This window comes from Pseudomonas sp. ABa2 (assembly GCF_056676075.1).
This window is the reverse complement of the sequence record NZ_CM155239.1, coordinates 366,027-379,865: the sequence shown is the minus strand read 5'-3', so window position 1 is coordinate 379,865 and position 13,839 is coordinate 366,027. Positions and strand designations below refer to the sequence as shown.

General features: G+C 69.2%; 15 protein-coding genes. 7 read left to right on the top strand and 8 right to left on the bottom strand.

Annotated elements, in window-relative coordinates; translation table 11 throughout:
* Window positions 1-40: 40 nt before the first annotated feature.
* A complete protein-coding gene (gene serA, locus AC1G9C_RS01845; RefSeq protein WP_122109680.1) occupies window positions 41-1,270 on the top strand; it encodes a phosphoglycerate dehydrogenase in 1,230 nt (409 codons plus the stop codon).
* A 72-nt stretch (window positions 1,271-1,342) separates the two neighbouring features.
* Here serA and AC1G9C_RS01840 read toward each other — a convergent pair whose 3' ends face one another.
* A complete protein-coding gene (locus AC1G9C_RS01840) occupies window positions 1,343-1,837 on the bottom strand; it encodes a 2-thiouracil desulfurase family protein (RefSeq protein WP_397497675.1) in 495 nt (164 codons plus the stop codon).
* Window positions 1,838-2,036: 199 nt separating this feature from the next.
* Between AC1G9C_RS01840 and AC1G9C_RS01835 the strand changes: the two genes are divergently transcribed.
* Window positions 2,037-2,573, top strand: a complete 537-nt coding sequence (locus tag AC1G9C_RS01835; RefSeq protein WP_397497674.1) for a DUF6160 family protein — start codon at window positions 2,037-2,039, stop codon at window positions 2,571-2,573.
* Between the two features lie 13 nt (window positions 2,574-2,586).
* Here AC1G9C_RS01835 and AC1G9C_RS01830 read toward each other — a convergent pair whose 3' ends face one another.
* On the bottom strand, window positions 2,587-3,210 hold the full coding sequence (locus tag AC1G9C_RS01830) for a 2OG-Fe(II) oxygenase (protein WP_021445207.1): 624 nt from the start codon (window positions 3,208-3,210) through the stop codon (window positions 2,587-2,589).
* 114 nt (window positions 3,211-3,324) lie between these two features.
* Here AC1G9C_RS01830 and AC1G9C_RS01825 point away from each other — a divergent pair, with 114 nt between their 5' ends.
* Window positions 3,325-4,092 (top strand): hypothetical protein, encoded by a 768-nt coding sequence (locus AC1G9C_RS01825; protein WP_457788218.1) that lies wholly within the window; start codon window positions 3,325-3,327, stop codon window positions 4,090-4,092.
* 178 nt (window positions 4,093-4,270) lie between these two features.
* Here AC1G9C_RS01825 and bipL read toward each other — a convergent pair whose 3' ends face one another.
* Window positions 4,271-5,212, bottom strand: a complete 942-nt coding sequence (gene bipL, locus AC1G9C_RS01820; protein WP_480409295.1) for a phospholipase BipL — start codon at window positions 5,210-5,212, stop codon at window positions 4,271-4,273.
* A 111-nt stretch (window positions 5,213-5,323) separates the two neighbouring features.
* Between bipL and AC1G9C_RS01815 the strand changes: the two genes are divergently transcribed.
* Window positions 5,324-5,920 (top strand): DUF6436 domain-containing protein, encoded by a 597-nt coding sequence (locus AC1G9C_RS01815; protein WP_480409294.1) that lies wholly within the window; start codon window positions 5,324-5,326, stop codon window positions 5,918-5,920.
* Between the two features lie 162 nt (window positions 5,921-6,082).
* On the opposite strand, the gene AC1G9C_RS01810 is transcribed toward AC1G9C_RS01815, so the two are convergent.
* A complete protein-coding gene (locus AC1G9C_RS01810) occupies window positions 6,083-7,120 on the bottom strand; it encodes an AraC family transcriptional regulator ligand-binding domain-containing protein (RefSeq protein ID WP_480409293.1) in 1,038 nt (345 codons plus the stop codon).
* Between the two features lie 116 nt (window positions 7,121-7,236).
* Between AC1G9C_RS01810 and AC1G9C_RS01805 the strand changes: the two genes are divergently transcribed.
* On the top strand, window positions 7,237-9,615 hold the full coding sequence (locus tag AC1G9C_RS01805) for a penicillin acylase family protein (protein ID WP_480409292.1): 2,379 nt from the start codon (window positions 7,237-7,239) through the stop codon (window positions 9,613-9,615).
* A 283-nt stretch (window positions 9,616-9,898) separates the two neighbouring features.
* Here AC1G9C_RS01805 and AC1G9C_RS01800 read toward each other — a convergent pair whose 3' ends face one another.
* Window positions 9,899-10,342 carry a hypothetical protein gene (locus AC1G9C_RS01800; protein ID WP_480409291.1) on the bottom strand — a complete coding sequence of 148 codons (444 nt, stop codon included), beginning with the start codon at window positions 10,340-10,342 and terminating at the stop codon, window positions 9,899-9,901.
* Between AC1G9C_RS01800 and trmL the strand changes: the two genes are divergently transcribed.
* Window positions 10,341-10,808: a tRNA (uridine(34)/cytosine(34)/5-carboxymethylaminomethyluridine(34)-2'-O)-methyltransferase TrmL gene (trmL, locus tag AC1G9C_RS01795; RefSeq protein ID WP_021442801.1), complete on the top strand. Its 468-nt coding sequence runs from the start codon at window positions 10,341-10,343 to the stop codon at window positions 10,806-10,808. The two genes, AC1G9C_RS01800 and trmL, sit on opposite strands and share 2 nt — an antisense overlap.
* A 99-nt stretch (window positions 10,809-10,907) precedes the next feature.
* Here trmL and secB read toward each other — a convergent pair whose 3' ends face one another.
* Genes secB through AC1G9C_RS01780 form a run of 3 tightly spaced genes read right to left on the bottom strand, consistent with a single transcriptional unit; the run spans window position 10,908 to window position 12,100 of the window.
* Complete coding sequence (gene secB / locus AC1G9C_RS01790) at window positions 10,908-11,399, bottom strand: protein-export chaperone SecB (RefSeq protein ID WP_122109689.1); 492 nt, start codon at window positions 11,397-11,399, stop codon at window positions 10,908-10,910.
* A gap of 25 nt (window positions 11,400-11,424) precedes the next feature.
* Complete coding sequence (gene grxC, locus AC1G9C_RS01785; protein ID WP_021442799.1) at window positions 11,425-11,685, bottom strand: glutaredoxin 3; 261 nt, start codon at window positions 11,683-11,685, stop codon at window positions 11,425-11,427.
* Window position 11,686: 1 nt separating this feature from the next.
* On the bottom strand, window positions 11,687-12,100 hold the full coding sequence (locus AC1G9C_RS01780) for a rhodanese-like domain-containing protein (protein WP_480409290.1): 414 nt from the start codon (window positions 12,098-12,100) through the stop codon (window positions 11,687-11,689).
* A 146-nt stretch (window positions 12,101-12,246) separates the two neighbouring features.
* Between AC1G9C_RS01780 and gpmI the strand changes: the two genes are divergently transcribed.
* Entirely contained in the window at window positions 12,247-13,779 is a 1,533-nt protein-coding gene (gene gpmI / locus AC1G9C_RS01775; protein WP_480409289.1) for a 2,3-bisphosphoglycerate-independent phosphoglycerate mutase, read from the top strand.
* Window positions 13,780-13,839 lie beyond the last annotated feature (60 nt).

Genomic DNA, 13,839 nt, shown 5'->3' with positions numbered 1-13,839 from the left:
GCCCTTCCCTGAAAACATCCCTGGGACAACAGGTACTCCGATGAGCAAGACCTCTCTCGACAAGAGCAAGATCAAGTTCCTTCTTCTCGAAGGCGTCCACCAGAATGCCGTGGACACCCTGAAGGCCGCCGGCTACACCAACATCGAGTACCTCAAGGGCGCGCTGTCGGGCGAAGAGCTCAAGGAAAAGATCGCCGAAGCCCATTTCATCGGTATCCGCTCGCGCACCCAGCTGACCGCCGAGGTCTTCGACTGCGCCAAGAAGCTGGTCGCTGTCGGCTGCTTCTGCATCGGCACCAACCAGGTCGACCTGGACGCCGCCCGCGAGCGCGGCATCGCCGTGTTCAACGCGCCCTACTCCAACACCCGTTCGGTGGCCGAGCTGGTGCTGGCCGAGGCCATCCTGCTGCTGCGCGGCATCCCCGAGAAGAACGCCTCCTGCCATCGCGGCGGCTGGATCAAGTCGGCGGCCAACTCCTTCGAGATCCGCGGCAAGAAGCTGGGCATCATCGGCTACGGCTCCATCGGCACCCAGCTCTCGGTACTGGCCGAGGCCCTGGGCATGCAGGTGTACTTCTACGACACCGTAACCAAGCTGCCGCTGGGCAACGCCACGCAGATCGGCGACCTGTACGAGCTGCTGGGCCTGTGCGACATCGTGTCCCTGCACGTGCCGGAGCTGCCGTCCACCCAGTGGATGATCGGCGAGAAGGAAATCCGCGCCATGAAGAAGGGCGGCATCCTGATCAACGCCGCGCGCGGCACCGTGGTCGAGCTGGATCACCTGGCCCAGGCGATCAAGGACGAGCACCTGATCGGCGCGGCCATCGACGTGTTCCCGGTCGAACCCAAGTCCAACGACGAGGAGTTCGAGAGCCCGCTGCGCGGCCTGGATCGGGTGATCCTCACCCCGCACATCGGCGGCTCCACCGCCGAGGCGCAGGCCAACATCGGCCTGGAAGTGGCCGAGAAGCTGGTCAAGTACAGCGACAACGGTACCTCGGTGTCCTCGGTCAACTTCCCCGAAGTGGCCCTGCCGGCGCACCCGGGCAAGCACCGCCTGCTGCACATCCACGCCAACGTGCCGGGCGTGATGAGCGAGATCAACAAGGTGTTCGCCGACAACGGCATCAACATCTCCGGCCAGTTCCTGCAGACCAACGACAAGGTCGGCTACGTGGTGATCGACGTCGACGCCGAGTACTCCGACCTGGCCCTGGAAAAACTCCAGCACGTCAACGGCACCATCCGCAGCCGCGTCCTGTTCTAAGCCCGCGGCAGCAAGCGAAAAGGGGAGGCTTCGGCCTCCCCTTTTTCGTTCGTCGCCCGGATGCCATCCGGGCTACTGGCCAGCATCCAGCCGTGCCAGCTCGGCGGCGGCCTCATCCAGTTGCGCCTCGTTGAACACCTTGACCCCGGCGCGGCGCAACAAGGCGGCGGTCACGCCTTCGCCCGGCACGCGCACGCCGCTGAAGCTGCCATCGTAGTTCTCCAGATTGCCGCAGGACGGGCTGCGCGCCTTGAGCAGGGCCAGGCGGATGCCGTGCTCGCGCACCAGCGCCAGCGCCTGTTCGGCACCACTGACGAAAGCGGCGGTGACGTCCGCGCCCTCCACCGTCAGCACCGGCAGTTGTCCGTCCAGCACCAGGGCGCCCTGGCCGCCGCGGATTTCCGCCGGCGGCCGCGGCGTCGGCAGGCCGCCGGCCACCTCCGGGCACAGCGCCACCACCCGCCCTTCGTCCAGCCACTGCTGCAGCTGGTCGAAGGGGCCATGGGCGCCGCCGTCGTAACGCACCCGATGGCCGAGCAGGCAGCGACTGACCAATATCTTCTGCATCGACTCTCTCCATTACCGCCACCAGAGTAACCGCCGGTAACAGCGCCGTCAGCCCTCGCTCCGGCACGCGGAAATGCGCCCGCACGCCGCCGTTTTCGGGGCCTGGCGGCCTATCCTTCGGCGGGAAGCGGCATTGCCCCGTGGCCAAGCGGGCAGCGCCCCAGCAGACTGGCGCGGCCAACCAGGGAGGTTACCGCTCATGTCCCAGCCGTTTCGCCCGCTCGCCCTGTCACTGCTGTGCGGCCTGGCGCTGCTCGCCCCGTCCGCGCAGGCCGCCCTGCTCGCCCTCGAAGACGCCAGCCTGAGCCAGATCAGCGGCCAGGCCGGCATCAGCATCCGCCTCGACCTGATGGCGCGCATCGACGAGATCCGCTGGCAGGACGACGGCGGCAGCCTGTCGCTGCGCAACGTCAAGATCGACAACGGCTGCCTCAAACCCAGCGACTGCGACGGCTATGCCCTGGGCCCGGCCCAGCTGGGCGCCAGCGTGCCGATCCTCGGCATCGAGGTGCCGACCCTGGAGGTGGACGTGGTCAAGGGCGGCAACGGCCAGAGCCAGCTGCAGCTCAAGCTGCCCAACCTCACCGCGATCAACCAGCAGCTCGGCCCGCTGGGCAAGCTGGTGATCCGCGCCCGCGTGGCCAGCGACCTGTATATCGGCGACACCAGCATCGGCAACGTCGCCCTGCGCGATATCCGCGACATCAATGGCACCATCAAGGTCTGGGGCCACTGAGCGGAGCAAACGCTCAGATCGGGTCACTACCGCGGCGCCTGAACCAGCCGGTCAGCGACAGCCGCTCGCGAGTGGCCGGCAGCACCTCGTGGGGCATCTCGGCGGAGAGGAACAGCGCCAGGGTGCCGGCCTGCGGCAGCACGTCATGCTCGCGGCCGTCGGCCAGGTACAGGCGCAACGCGCCGCCCTGCTCGGCCTGCCAATCCTCGTTGAGGTAGAACACCGCCGACACGCTGCGCCGGTCGTCGTCGCGAAAGCGGTCCAGGTGCTTCTGGTAGTAGGCGCCCGGCGCATAGAACGCGAAGTGGCTCTCGTAGTCCTCGAGGCCCAGATACAGCGCCTGATTCAGCGCCCGGCGCAAGCCGTCCATCAGCTGCAGATACTGGTCGCAGGCATGGCTCTGGCCAGACTCCAGCCATTGGATGCGATCCCCACGAATCCCCTCCTGCACCTGCTGGGCGCTGCCGCGGCCGACGCCGGCGGCACTGAGTTCGCCGCTTTGTGCACGTCTGCGGCACTCGGCGGCCAGTTCGCGGGTCAGAAGCTCGGGGGCGAAAAGCGCCCGTTGCGACCAGCCCTGGCTGGCGAGGTCGTCGATAAGGCTGGCGAAGAGGTGGTGCTGGCTGGATTCGGTCATGGCGGCGATTGTATCAGCGCCAGTCAGTCCGCTCGACAAGCCCCGGCCGGCCGCCGAAAATAGCCGCCCGCTGCCCCCAGCGGACGGCCAGGCCCGTTTGCCAAGGAGTTCTCGATGCGCCTTCTGTTTGCCCTGTTGCTGTTCGGCCTGGCCCTGCCGAGCCTGGCCGACGACCACCTGCGCCTGTACCAGGCGGCCGGCTGGCCACAACAACGCGAGCACTTCAACCAGGCCCTCGACGCCGCTCAGCAGCGCTACCGCAGCACCCTGCCGCCGGCGGTGTATCAGGCGCTGGTGGACAACAGCAACCGCCGCTTCGCCGCCGCCGCCATCGACCGCCGCGCGCAGCACAGCCTGCGCATGCAGCTGGCCGACCCGCAGCCGGCGCTGGCCTTCTTCCAGTCCGAACTGGGGCGCAAGATAGTCGCCGCCGAGCAGCTGGCCACCCGCAGCGACCAGCTGGCGCGCTACGCCGACGGCCTGCCGCGCAGCGAGGCCGATGCCACCCGGCGCCTGCTGATCCGGCACCTGGCCCAGGCCCTGCCGGCCAAGGAGGCCGGCGCCGAGGTCAGCCTGGCGCTGGCCGGCGTCGCCGCCGACAGCCTCAGCCAGATGCTCCCCGGCCTGCTCGGCGGTGCCCAGGCGCAGAGCCTGCTCAACGGCCAGCGCCAGCGCCTGATGGCGCAGATCGAACAGGACCTCGACAACACCCTGCTGCATGTCTACCGCGAGCTGAGCGACCCGGAGCTGGAGCAGTTCGTCGAATTCGCCCAGTCGGCGGACGGCCAGGCCTACTACCAGGCCGCCCTGCAAGCGCTGCGCGCCGGGCTGGCGGTGGGCATGAGCACGGCCGAGCTGGAGCCGGCGCCGCAGGGAATCTAAAGCGGCGAGGCAGACGGCAGCCCGGCTGGGTTAGGCGCCTGCTGCTGCCGTCCATGCACCGAAGCCATTCGTTGCGCCTTAACCCAGCGATGGTGCCCGCCGGTATATCGCTGGGCGGGCGGACGCCGGGCGGAGCGCTGCGCACTCCCCGTTGGGCTTCGCTGCGCTCAGCGCCAACCTACGCCAAATACTCGCGCAGGAAATCGAAATAGCGCTGGCGCAGCGCCTCGCTTTCGTTGGCCAGGTGATGACGCGCTTCGGGCAGGCGCAGGATGCTCGGCCGGCCGAACTTGTCCTGCAGCACCTCGAGGTTGTGCCGCCAGTCCACCGTCATGTCCGCCTCGCCCTGCACGATCAGGGGGCTGTGCGCGCTGCGCGGCGCCGCCTCGATGCGCGGCACCCACTGCGCCAGGGCGCCGACCCAGGCGGTGGGCAGGTTGCGCGGCTGCAGCGGGTCGAGGTTATGGACGAAGTCGATGAACGCGGCGTCGCTGGAGTTCTCGCTGAAGCGCCGCGGAATCTCGCGCACGAAGGGGCGCAGCAGGCGGTAGCTGAGCTTCGACCAGGCCCAGGCGCGCGGCCGCACCAGCGGCGCCAGCAGGATGCTCTGGCCCAGCTCGGAGCGTTTGCCGTCGGTCAGCAGGTAGTCCAGCAGGATCGCCCCTCCGGTGCTCTGTCCACATAGATGCCAGGGCTGCGGCAGCTGCAGTTCGGCGGCCTGCTCGAACAGCCCGGCGAGCACCAGCTGGTACTCGGCGAAGTCGCCGATGCTGGCGCGCGCGCCGCTGGACAGGCCGTGGCCGGGCAGGTCGCAGGCCAGCACGGCCAGATTCAGCGCCAACGCCCAGTCGATCACATGACGGTACAGACCCATATGGTCGTAGTAGCCGTGCAGCAGCAGCAGGGTGCCGCGCGGCTCGGCCGGCGCCCACAGCTGCACGGCGATCTGGTAACCGGCGGCGGCGAAGCTGCCGAGGCGATGATCCAGCCCGGCGTGGCGGCCGCCCAGGTCGAGACCGTAGAAGCTGCGGTAGGCCTGCACCGCCGGCAGCTCCAGGCGCGCTGCGGCCAAGGGTCGCAGCAGGGGGCGCAGTTGTTCGGGGTGAAACGGCTCTGGCATGGGGCCTTCCCTAGAGCGCGGCGCGAACCGCGGGGCATTCCTCAAAACCTCGATCTTCAGCTGCCGCACGCGGCGTGGCAAGCTACACGCCCTTTTCGCCCGCCGCCGTCCATGCCTCGTCCCTCGCCCAAGACCCTGCTCGCCACCCTGCTCGCCCTCGTCTGGCTGGGCGGCATGCTGCTGGCCTTCTGGTGGTTCGAGGCGCGCTACCTGCGCCCCTTCGACGAGCGCGCCGCGCTGTTCTCCGGCGCCGAGCTGCGCCTGCCGGCCGAACTGGCCGGCCCCGGGGCGATCCGCCTGGTGCACTTCTGGGACCCGGCCTGCCCGTGCAACGTCGGCAACCAGCAGCACCTGGCCGAGCTGGTCGCGCGCTACGCGCCGCGCGGCGTCGAGTTCCATGCCGTGCAGAAGCCCGGCAGCCAGGGCCGCCTGCCAGCCGAACTGGCCGCGCTCAAGCCGATCGCGGCCCTGCCCGGCAGCACCGCACTGCCCGCCAGCCCGGCGGTGGCGATCTGGGACGCCCAGGGCCAGCTGGCCTACTTCGGCCCCTACAGCGAAGGCCTGACCTGCAACTCGAGCAACAGCTTTATCGAGCCGATTCTCGAAGCCCTGGCCGCAGGACGCACAGTCGACGCCAGCAATACCCTGGCGGTAGGCTGCTTCTGCGACTGGGCCGACCAGCGACTGACGAGGCCCGAGCAACCGTAGGGTGGGTTAGCCGCCTGTCGCGCTTACCGGTCGATTAGCCCTGTTTGACGCGGCGTAACCCACCATCGGCGCAACACGATCTACCGCCTGGTGGGTTACGCGACGCACCACCTCCGCGGCGTTTGTCGATCCACCTCCAGCGTCGCTAACCCACCCTACGAGCTACGAGCGCCCTTCACCCGCCAGTTGCTCCGTGGCGCGATACAGGCCGCGCGGCGTGCCGCCCTGCCAGCGGCGAAAGGCACGGTAGAAGGGCGACAGTTCGGCGAACCCGCAGGCCCGCGCCACCTCGTGCACACCCAGGCCCTGCTCCAGCAGACGCAGGGCGCGCAGCCGGCGCACCTCGTCGTGCAGCGCGCGGAAGCTGCTGCCCTGCTCGCTCAACGCCCGCTGCAAGGCGCCGCGGCTGCTGTCCAGGGCGCCGGCGCAGGCCGCCAGGCTGCAGGCGGCGCCGCCCAGGTTGAGCTCCAGCCAGTAGCGCACGCGGGCCAGCAAGCGGTTTTCCACCAGCTCGGCCAGCTGCCGCTCGGCTTCCGCGCCGAGCACCTCGAACAGCCGCGGGCTGGCGCTGCGCGACGGCCGGGCGAGCAGCGCGCGCGGCAGGATCAGCACGTCGTGAGGCTGGGCGAAGCGCGGCTCGACGCCGAGCAGGCGGCGGTGCTCGTGCAGACGCCGGGGCGCGGCATGGCGGAAGTCGACGCCGAGCAGCGGCAACTCGCCGCCGGCCGCCGCCAGCATCTTCGGCAGCAACACCGCCAGGCACTCCATCTGCTGACGCAGCGAGCCGACGCCGCGGTAGTTGAGGTCGATCACCAGGCGCGCCTCGTCGCCCTCCTCCAGGCGCGCGGCGAAGCCGCCGGAGAGGATGTGCTGGAAGCGCACGAAGGCCTGCAGCCCCTGACGCAGGTCGCGCGCCGCCAGCAGCAGGTAGCCGACCACGTCCATCGGCCGCGGGCGCATCACTTCGCCCAGGTGCAGGCCGATATCGGCGTCGCCGCTGATGCCGGCCAGCGCCTGCCAGAAGCGCGGCGCGCTGTCGTGGTCCTCGCGCGCCTCCAGCAGCGGCACCGTCAGCGGCATGCCGGCGTAAGCGCGGCGGTAGGTGTCGGTAGGGTCCAGGCCCAGCTCGGCCAGCGCCTCGTAGAGCAGGCGGCGCAGGGTCGAGGAATGGGTCAGGGCGACCTGGGGGGCTTCGCTCATGGCGTCTCCACGCGGTGATTGACCATAGACTTTCAGCGCCGCGGCATTTGGTCAATGCCGCGACGGCCGCGCCTGCGCAGAATGCGGGCCGACCATAACAACAAGGATCGCCCGCGATGAAACGCACCCTGACTGCCCTCGCCCTGCTGGTCGCCGCCGCGGCCGGCGGCCTGACCTGGTACCTGCACGGCAAGCAGCCGCTGCGCGACGGCGAACTGCGCCTGAGTGCGCTGCAGGCGCCGGTCACGGTGCGCTTTGATGAGCGCGGCGTGCCGCATATCCGCGCCGAGCACGAGGCCGATATGTACCGCGCGCTGGGCTACGTGCACGCCCAGGACCGCCTGTTCCAGATGGAAATGCTGCGCCGCCTGGCCCGCGGCGAACTGGCCGAGGTGCTCGGCGCGCAGCTGCTGGACACCGACCGCCTGTTCCGCACCCTGGGCATTCGCGCCCATGCCGACGAATACGCCAGCCGCCTCGACCGCGACAGCCCGGCCGGGCGCGCCCTGCTGGCCTACCTCGACGGCATCAACCAGTACCAGGCCAGCCGCCCGCGGCCGCTGGAATTCGACCTGCTGGGCATTTCGCCGCGCCCCTTCACGGTCGCCGACACCCTGAGCGTCGCCGGCTACATGGCCTACAGCTTCGCCGCCGCCTTCCGCACCGAGCCGGTGCTGAGCCATGTGCGCGAGCGCCTTGGCGCCGACTACCTCAAGGTCTTCGACCTCGACTGGCGCCCGCAAGGCGTGGTCGGCACGTCGCTGGCCGCCGGCGACTGGCAGGACCTGGCCGCCATCGCCCGGCTCAGCCACGCGGCGCTGGAGGGCAGCGGCCTGCCGCAGTTCGAGGGCAGCAACGCCTGGGCCGTGGCCGGCAGCCGCACCGCCAGCGGCAAGCCGTTGCTGGCCGGCGACCCGCATATCCGCTTCGCCGTGCCGGCGGTGTGGTACGAGGCGCACCTGCAGGCGCCCGGCTTCGAGCTGTACGGCTACCACCAGGCGCTCAACCCGGTCGCCTCGCTGGGCCACAACCGCGACTTCGCCTGGAGCCTGACCATGTTCCAGAACGACGACGTCGACCTGATCGCCGAGCGGGTCAACCCGGACAACCCCGAACAGGTCTGGTACCAGGGGCGCTGGGTGGAGCTCGAGCGCCGCACGGAAAGCATCGCGGTCAAGGGCGCCGCGCCGGTCGAACTGAGCCTGCGCCGCTCGCCGCACGGGCCGATCGTCAACGACGCCCTCGGCCAGGCCGCCGGCAGCACGCCGATCGCCCTGTGGTGGGCCTTTCTCGAGACCACCAACCCGATTCTCGACGCCTTCTACCAGCTCAATCGCGCCGACAGCCTGGACAAGGCCCGCGCCGCCGCCGAGCTGATCGAGGCGCCCGGGCTCAACGTGGTCTGGGCCAATGCCGCCGGTGACATCGGCTGGTGGGCGGCGGCCAAGCTGCCGCTGCGTCCGGCCGGGGTCAACCCGAGCTTTATTCTCGACGGCGCCGGCGGCGAGGCGGACAAGCCCGGCTGGCAGCCCTTCGCCGCCAACCCGCAGGAAGAGAACCCGGCGCGCGGCTATATCCTCTCGGCCAACTACCAGCCGCTGGCGGCCAGCGGCATCGAGGTGCCCGGCTACTACAACCTGGCCGACCGCGGCCAGCGCCTGGACCTGCATTTGAGCGACGCCGCGGTGAAATGGGATAGCGCCAACAGCCAGGCGCTGCAACTCGATAGCGGCAGCGGCTACGGCCCGCGCCTGCTGGCACCTATCCTTGACGAGCTGCGCGCCGCCGCGGCCGACGAGCGCGAACGCGCGCTGGTGGAACAACTGGCGGCCTGGGACGGCGATCACCGGCTCGACTCGCTGGCCGCCACCCTGTTCAATCAGTTGACCTACCAGCTGGCCCGCGAGGCCATGGCCGACGAGCTGGGCGAGACCTTCTTCGACAGCCTGCTGTATACCCGCGTGCTGGACAGTGCCCTGCCGCGCCTGACCGCCGATGCCGACTCGCCCTGGTGGAACCGCCAGGGCAGCGAAACGCGCGAGAGCCGCGCGCAGATAGTCGCCGACGCCTGGCGCGCCAGCCTCGAGCATCTGCGCGGCCAGTTCGGCGATGCCCCCGGCGACTGGGCCTGGGGCCGCGCCCATACCCTGACCCACGGCCACCCGCTGGGCCAGCAGCCGCTGCTGGCCAGGCTGCTCAACGTCGGCCCGTTCGCCGCGCCGGGCGGTCACGAGATGCCGAACAACCTGTCGCACAAGGTCGGTCCGGCACCCTGGCCGGTGGTCTACGGGCCTTCGACCCGGCGCCTGGTCGATCTGGCCGATGCCGAGCGCGCCCTGGGCGGCATTCCGGTGGGGCAGAGCGGCGTGCCCTTCGACGCCCACTACGACGACCAGGCCGCCGCCCACGTGGCCGACCAGTACCAGCCGCAGCACCTGAGCGAGACCGACGTGGCGGCGCACAGCCGCGGCACGCTGCGCCTGCTGCCGCGCTGAGGGCGACCGATAGCGGCTAGCGGAGGCAGGGCGGACAGCGTGACGCTTGTCCGCCCTGCCCGCCGGCATACGCGCGCGATGCGACGCCGCGTGCACCATTCGGGGCGCAGGGCGCACCCTACTGAGGCAGGCCGGGCACCGGGCCGAACGTCGCAAAAGCCTGGCCGACCCAGCAAAGCCGCGGCTTTCGGCCTTGGTAATAAAATTGGCACACAGCCTGCATAAGCTAAGGCAAGCCCAGTTTCGGGGACCTTGGTACAGGCAGGCCGGGGAATCCCCTCTTTTATTCGCGGCGCAGGGTCAGACGCACCCGCCAGCGCCTATCCACCTCCGCACCGCGCCACTCCCCGCCCAACGGGCGGGCCGCCACCAGCATCAGGCGCAGATCCCGTCCTTCCCGCTGAATCCGCCAGTTGACCGGAGTGCCATCCAGGTCGAGGCGACCCTGGCGTTCGCGGCCGTAGGCATCGACGAAGCGATAGCTCAGCGCGCCCTGGACGTGCTCGGCGAGCGCCTCCGGTTCACGGTTGAACCAGACCTGCAGGCCCGCGGCCCAGGGCTCGGCGTCCTCAATGCGCAGCGGCGCCGGCTCGAACAGGCGGCCGAGCATGCTGCCGAGGAGGAAGGCCAGCAGCGCCAGCGACGCCATGAAGCGCCAGCGAATTCGCGGCCTGGGGTCCTCGACCGGCGTAGAATGGCCGTCGTCCCTGCGCTCGGAGCCCTGCATGTTCCACGTCATCCTCTTTCAACCGGAAATCCCGCCCAATACCGGCAACATTATCAGGCTGTGTGCCAACAGCGGCTGCCAACTGCACCTGATCGAACCCTTGGGTTTCGAGCTGGACGACAAGCGCCTGCGTCGCGCCGGCCTGGACTACCACGAATACGCCACCCTCAAGCGCCATCCCGACCTCGCCAGCTGCCTGGCAAGCCTCGGCCAGCCGCGCCTGTTCGCCTTCACCACCAAGGGCTCGCACGCCTTTCACGAGGTCGCCTACCAGCCCGGCGACGCCTTCCTGTTCGGCCCGGAGAGCCGCGGCCTGCCGGAGGAGGTGCGCAACGCCCTGCCGCCCGAGCAACGCCTGCGCCTGCCGATGCGCGCCGGCTGCCGCAGCCTGAATCTGTCCAATACCGTGGCGGTGACCGTCTACGAGGCCTGGCGGCAGAACGGCTTCGCCGAGGCTGGGATGTAGCCCGGATGCAATCCAGGTTTAGTGCAAGCCGTCGCCCGCACAAACAAAAACGCCGCGCCCCTAACGGGAGTCGCGGCGCTGTTGCGAACCGGGCGTCGCTTAGTGCGCGGTGGCTTCGCCCTGCGCCGCCTGCTGCTGACGCTGCAGCTCCTGGGCGTACAGCGCGTCGAAGTTCACCGGAGCGAGCATCAGCGCCGGGAAGGAGCCGCGGATGACCAGGCTGTCCAGCGCCTCGCGGGCGTAGGGGAAGAGGATGTTCGGGCAGAAGGCGCCGAGGGTGTGGCTCATCGAGGCGGCGTCCAGGCCCTTGATCAGGAAGATGCCGGCCTGCTGCACTTCGGCGATGAAGGCCACTTCTTCGCCGTTCTTCACCGTGACCGAGAGGGTCAGCACCACTTCGTGGAAGTCGCCGTCCAGGGTCTTCTGCCGGGTGTTGAGGTCCAGGCCGACGCTCGGCGTCCACTCCTGACGGAAAATTTCCGGGCTCTTCGGCGCCTCGAAGGACAGGTCCTTGACGTAGATGCGCTGCAGGGAGAATTGCGGATTCTGCTGTTCGCCGGCGGCGGCGCCGTTGTTTGCTGGTTCGGTCATGGCCTTTGCCTTCTGGTCTTGAGGTTTATGCGGGGCTCTGCAGCAGCGCATCGAGCTTGCCGGCGCGCTCCAGGGCGTAGAGGTCGTCGCAGCCACCGACATGGGTGCTGCCGATCCAGATCTGCGGTACCGAGGTGCGGCCGGCCTTGCGGGTCATCTCGGCGCGCAGCGCGGGCTGGCCGTCGACGCGCACTTCGTCGAAGTCCACGCCCTTGCGCGTCAGCAGCTGCTTGGCGCGGATGCAGTAGGGGCACCAGTCGCTGGAATAGATGAGCACCTCGCTCATGTCACTTCACCAGCGGCAGGTTGTCGCCACGCCAGCTGGAGATGCCGCCGGACAGCTTGGCCGCGGTGTAGCCGGCCTTCTTCAGCTCGCGGGCGATGCTGCCGGCGTGCTGGCCCATGGCGTCGACCACCACTATGGTCTTGGCCTTGTGCTTCTCCAGTTCGGCGATACGCGCGGCAACCTTGTCGTAGGGGATGTGCAGGGAATCGACGATATGCCCGGCGGAGAAGTCCTTCTGCGCACGCACGTCGAGCACCACGCCCTGCTCGCTGTTGACCAGCGCGGTGAGTTCGCGGCTGGACAGGTTCTGTCCGCCCTTGCGCATTTCGGTGACGATCAGCGCCACCAGCAGGACGACGAACAATCCGCTCAGTACATAGTGGTTAATGACGAATTCAATCAGGTTGGCGAGCATCTATATGACCCAGGACGGTAAAATGCCGGCCAGTATACACAGCCCCACAGGTCGGCCAAACCCCGTCCGGCAGTGACGCGCCAGGCGCTTGACCGTAAAATGCCCGGCCTTGTTTCCCGCCCATCGACCCAGAGCGAGTCTGCTGCATGAGCGCCACGCCCAAACCCTTGGTTCTGATCATCCTCGACGGCTTCGGTCACAGCGACAACCCCGAGCACAACGCCATCCACGCCGCCAACACGCCGGTCTACGACCGCCTGCGCGCCAGCTATCCGCACGGCCTGATCTCGGGCAGCGGCATGGACGTCGGCCTGCCGGACGGACAGATGGGCAACTCCGAGGTCGGCCATATGAACCTCGGCGCCGGCCGCGTGGTGTACCAGGACTTCACCCGGGTGACCAAGGCCATCCGCGACGGCGAGTTCTTCGACAACGCCGCGATCAACCAGGCGGTGGACAAGGCCGTGGGCGCCGGCAAGGCCGTGCATATCCTCGGCCTGCTCTCCGACGGCGGCGTGCACAGCCACCAGGACCACCTGGTGGCCATGGCCGAACTGGCCGTGCGCCGCGGCGCCGAGAAGATCTACCTGCACGCCTTTCTCGACGGCCGCGACACCCCGCCGAAGAGCGCGCAGGGCTCCATCGAGCTGCTCGACGCCGCCTTCGCCCGCCTCGGCAAGGGCCGCATCGCCAGCCTGATCGGCCGCTACTTCGCCATGGACCGCGACAACCGCTGGGACCGCGTCGAGCAGGCCTACCAGCTGATCGTCGAGGGCAATGCCCAGTTCAGTGCCGCCAGCGCCGTGGAGGGGCTGAACGCCGCCTACGCGCGCGGCGAGAGCGACGAGTTCGTCAAGGCCACCGGCATCGGCGCGCCGGTCCGGGTGGAAGACGGCGATGCCGTGGTGTTTATGAACTTCCGCGCGGACAGGGCGAGAGAATTGACCCGCACCTTCGTCGAGCCCGGCTTCAAGGAATTCGAGCGCCAGCGCGTGCCGCAGGTCGGCTTCGTCATGCTCACCCAGTACGCCGCGAGCATCCCGGCGCCGGCCGCCTTCGCCCCCGAGGCGCTGACCAACGTGCTCGGCGAATACCTGGCGAAACACGGCAAGACCCAGCTGCGCATCGCCGAGACCGAGAAGTACGCCCACGTCACCTTCTTCTTCTCCGGCGGCCGCGAGGAGCCGTTCGAGGGCGAAGAGCGCATCCTCATCCCCTCGCCGAACGTCGCCACCTACGACCTCAAGCCGGAAATGAGCGCGCCGGAAGTCACCGACAAGATCGTCGATGCCATCGACAACCAACGCTATGACGTGATCATCGTCAACTACGCCAACGGCGACATGGTCGGCCACACCGGCGTGTTCGAGGCCGCGGTCAAGGCCGTGGAATGCCTGGACGCCTGCGTCGGCCGCATCGTCGATGCATTGGACAAGGTCGGCGGCGAAGCGCTGATCACCGCCGACCACGGCAACGTCGAGCAGATGGAGGACGAGTGCACCGGCCAGGCGCACACCGCGCACACCTGCGAGCCGGTGCCGTTCATCTACGTCGGCAAGCGCCCGGCGCGCATCCGCGCCGGCGGCGTGCTGGCCGACGTGGCGCCGACCCTGCTGAGCCTGATGGGCCTGGAAAAACCGGCGGAAATGACCGGTACCCCCATCGTCCTGCTCGACTGAACGTCGATAATCCGCCAAACGCCCCGCGCCTTGAGGCCCGGGGCGTTTTTTTTGCCGGGC

What these genes read in the sequence shown, in the direction of transcription:
- AC1G9C_RS01840 (WP_397497675.1), bottom strand. Translation starts at nt 1,837, where the DNA reads ATGCAGAAGATATTGGTCAGTCGCTGCCTGCTCGGCCATCGGGTGCGT.
- AC1G9C_RS01800 (WP_480409291.1), bottom strand. Translation starts at nt 10,342, where the DNA reads ATGCAGGGCTCCGAGCGCAGGGACGACGGCCATTCTACGCCGGTCGAG.
- serA (WP_122109680.1), top strand. Translation starts at nt 41, where the DNA reads ATGAGCAAGACCTCTCTCGACAAGAGCAAGATCAAGTTCCTTCTTCTC.
- AC1G9C_RS01780 (WP_480409290.1), bottom strand. Translation starts at nt 12,100, where the DNA reads ATGCTCGCCAACCTGATTGAATTCGTCATTAACCACTATGTACTGAGC.
- gpmI (WP_480409289.1), top strand. Translation starts at nt 12,247, where the DNA reads ATGAGCGCCACGCCCAAACCCTTGGTTCTGATCATCCTCGACGGCTTC.
- AC1G9C_RS01830 (WP_021445207.1), bottom strand. Translation starts at nt 3,210, where the DNA reads ATGACCGAATCCAGCCAGCACCACCTCTTCGCCAGCCTTATCGACGAC.
- AC1G9C_RS01810 (WP_480409293.1), bottom strand. Translation starts at nt 7,120, where the DNA reads ATGAGCGAAGCCCCCCAGGTCGCCCTGACCCATTCCTCGACCCTGCGC.
- AC1G9C_RS01805 (WP_480409292.1), top strand. Translation starts at nt 7,237, where the DNA reads ATGAAACGCACCCTGACTGCCCTCGCCCTGCTGGTCGCCGCCGCGGCC.
- AC1G9C_RS01825 (WP_457788218.1), top strand. Translation starts at nt 3,325, where the DNA reads ATGCGCCTTCTGTTTGCCCTGTTGCTGTTCGGCCTGGCCCTGCCGAGC.
- AC1G9C_RS01835 (WP_397497674.1), top strand. Translation starts at nt 2,037, where the DNA reads ATGTCCCAGCCGTTTCGCCCGCTCGCCCTGTCACTGCTGTGCGGCCTG.
- grxC (WP_021442799.1), bottom strand. Translation starts at nt 11,685, where the DNA reads ATGAGCGAGGTGCTCATCTATTCCAGCGACTGGTGCCCCTACTGCATC.
- trmL (WP_021442801.1), top strand. Translation starts at nt 10,341, where the DNA reads ATGTTCCACGTCATCCTCTTTCAACCGGAAATCCCGCCCAATACCGGC.
- bipL (WP_480409295.1), bottom strand. Translation starts at nt 5,212, where the DNA reads ATGCCAGAGCCGTTTCACCCCGAACAACTGCGCCCCCTGCTGCGACCC.
- AC1G9C_RS01815 (WP_480409294.1), top strand. Translation starts at nt 5,324, where the DNA reads ATGCCTCGTCCCTCGCCCAAGACCCTGCTCGCCACCCTGCTCGCCCTC.
- secB (WP_122109689.1), bottom strand. Translation starts at nt 11,399, where the DNA reads ATGACCGAACCAGCAAACAACGGCGCCGCCGCCGGCGAACAGCAGAAT.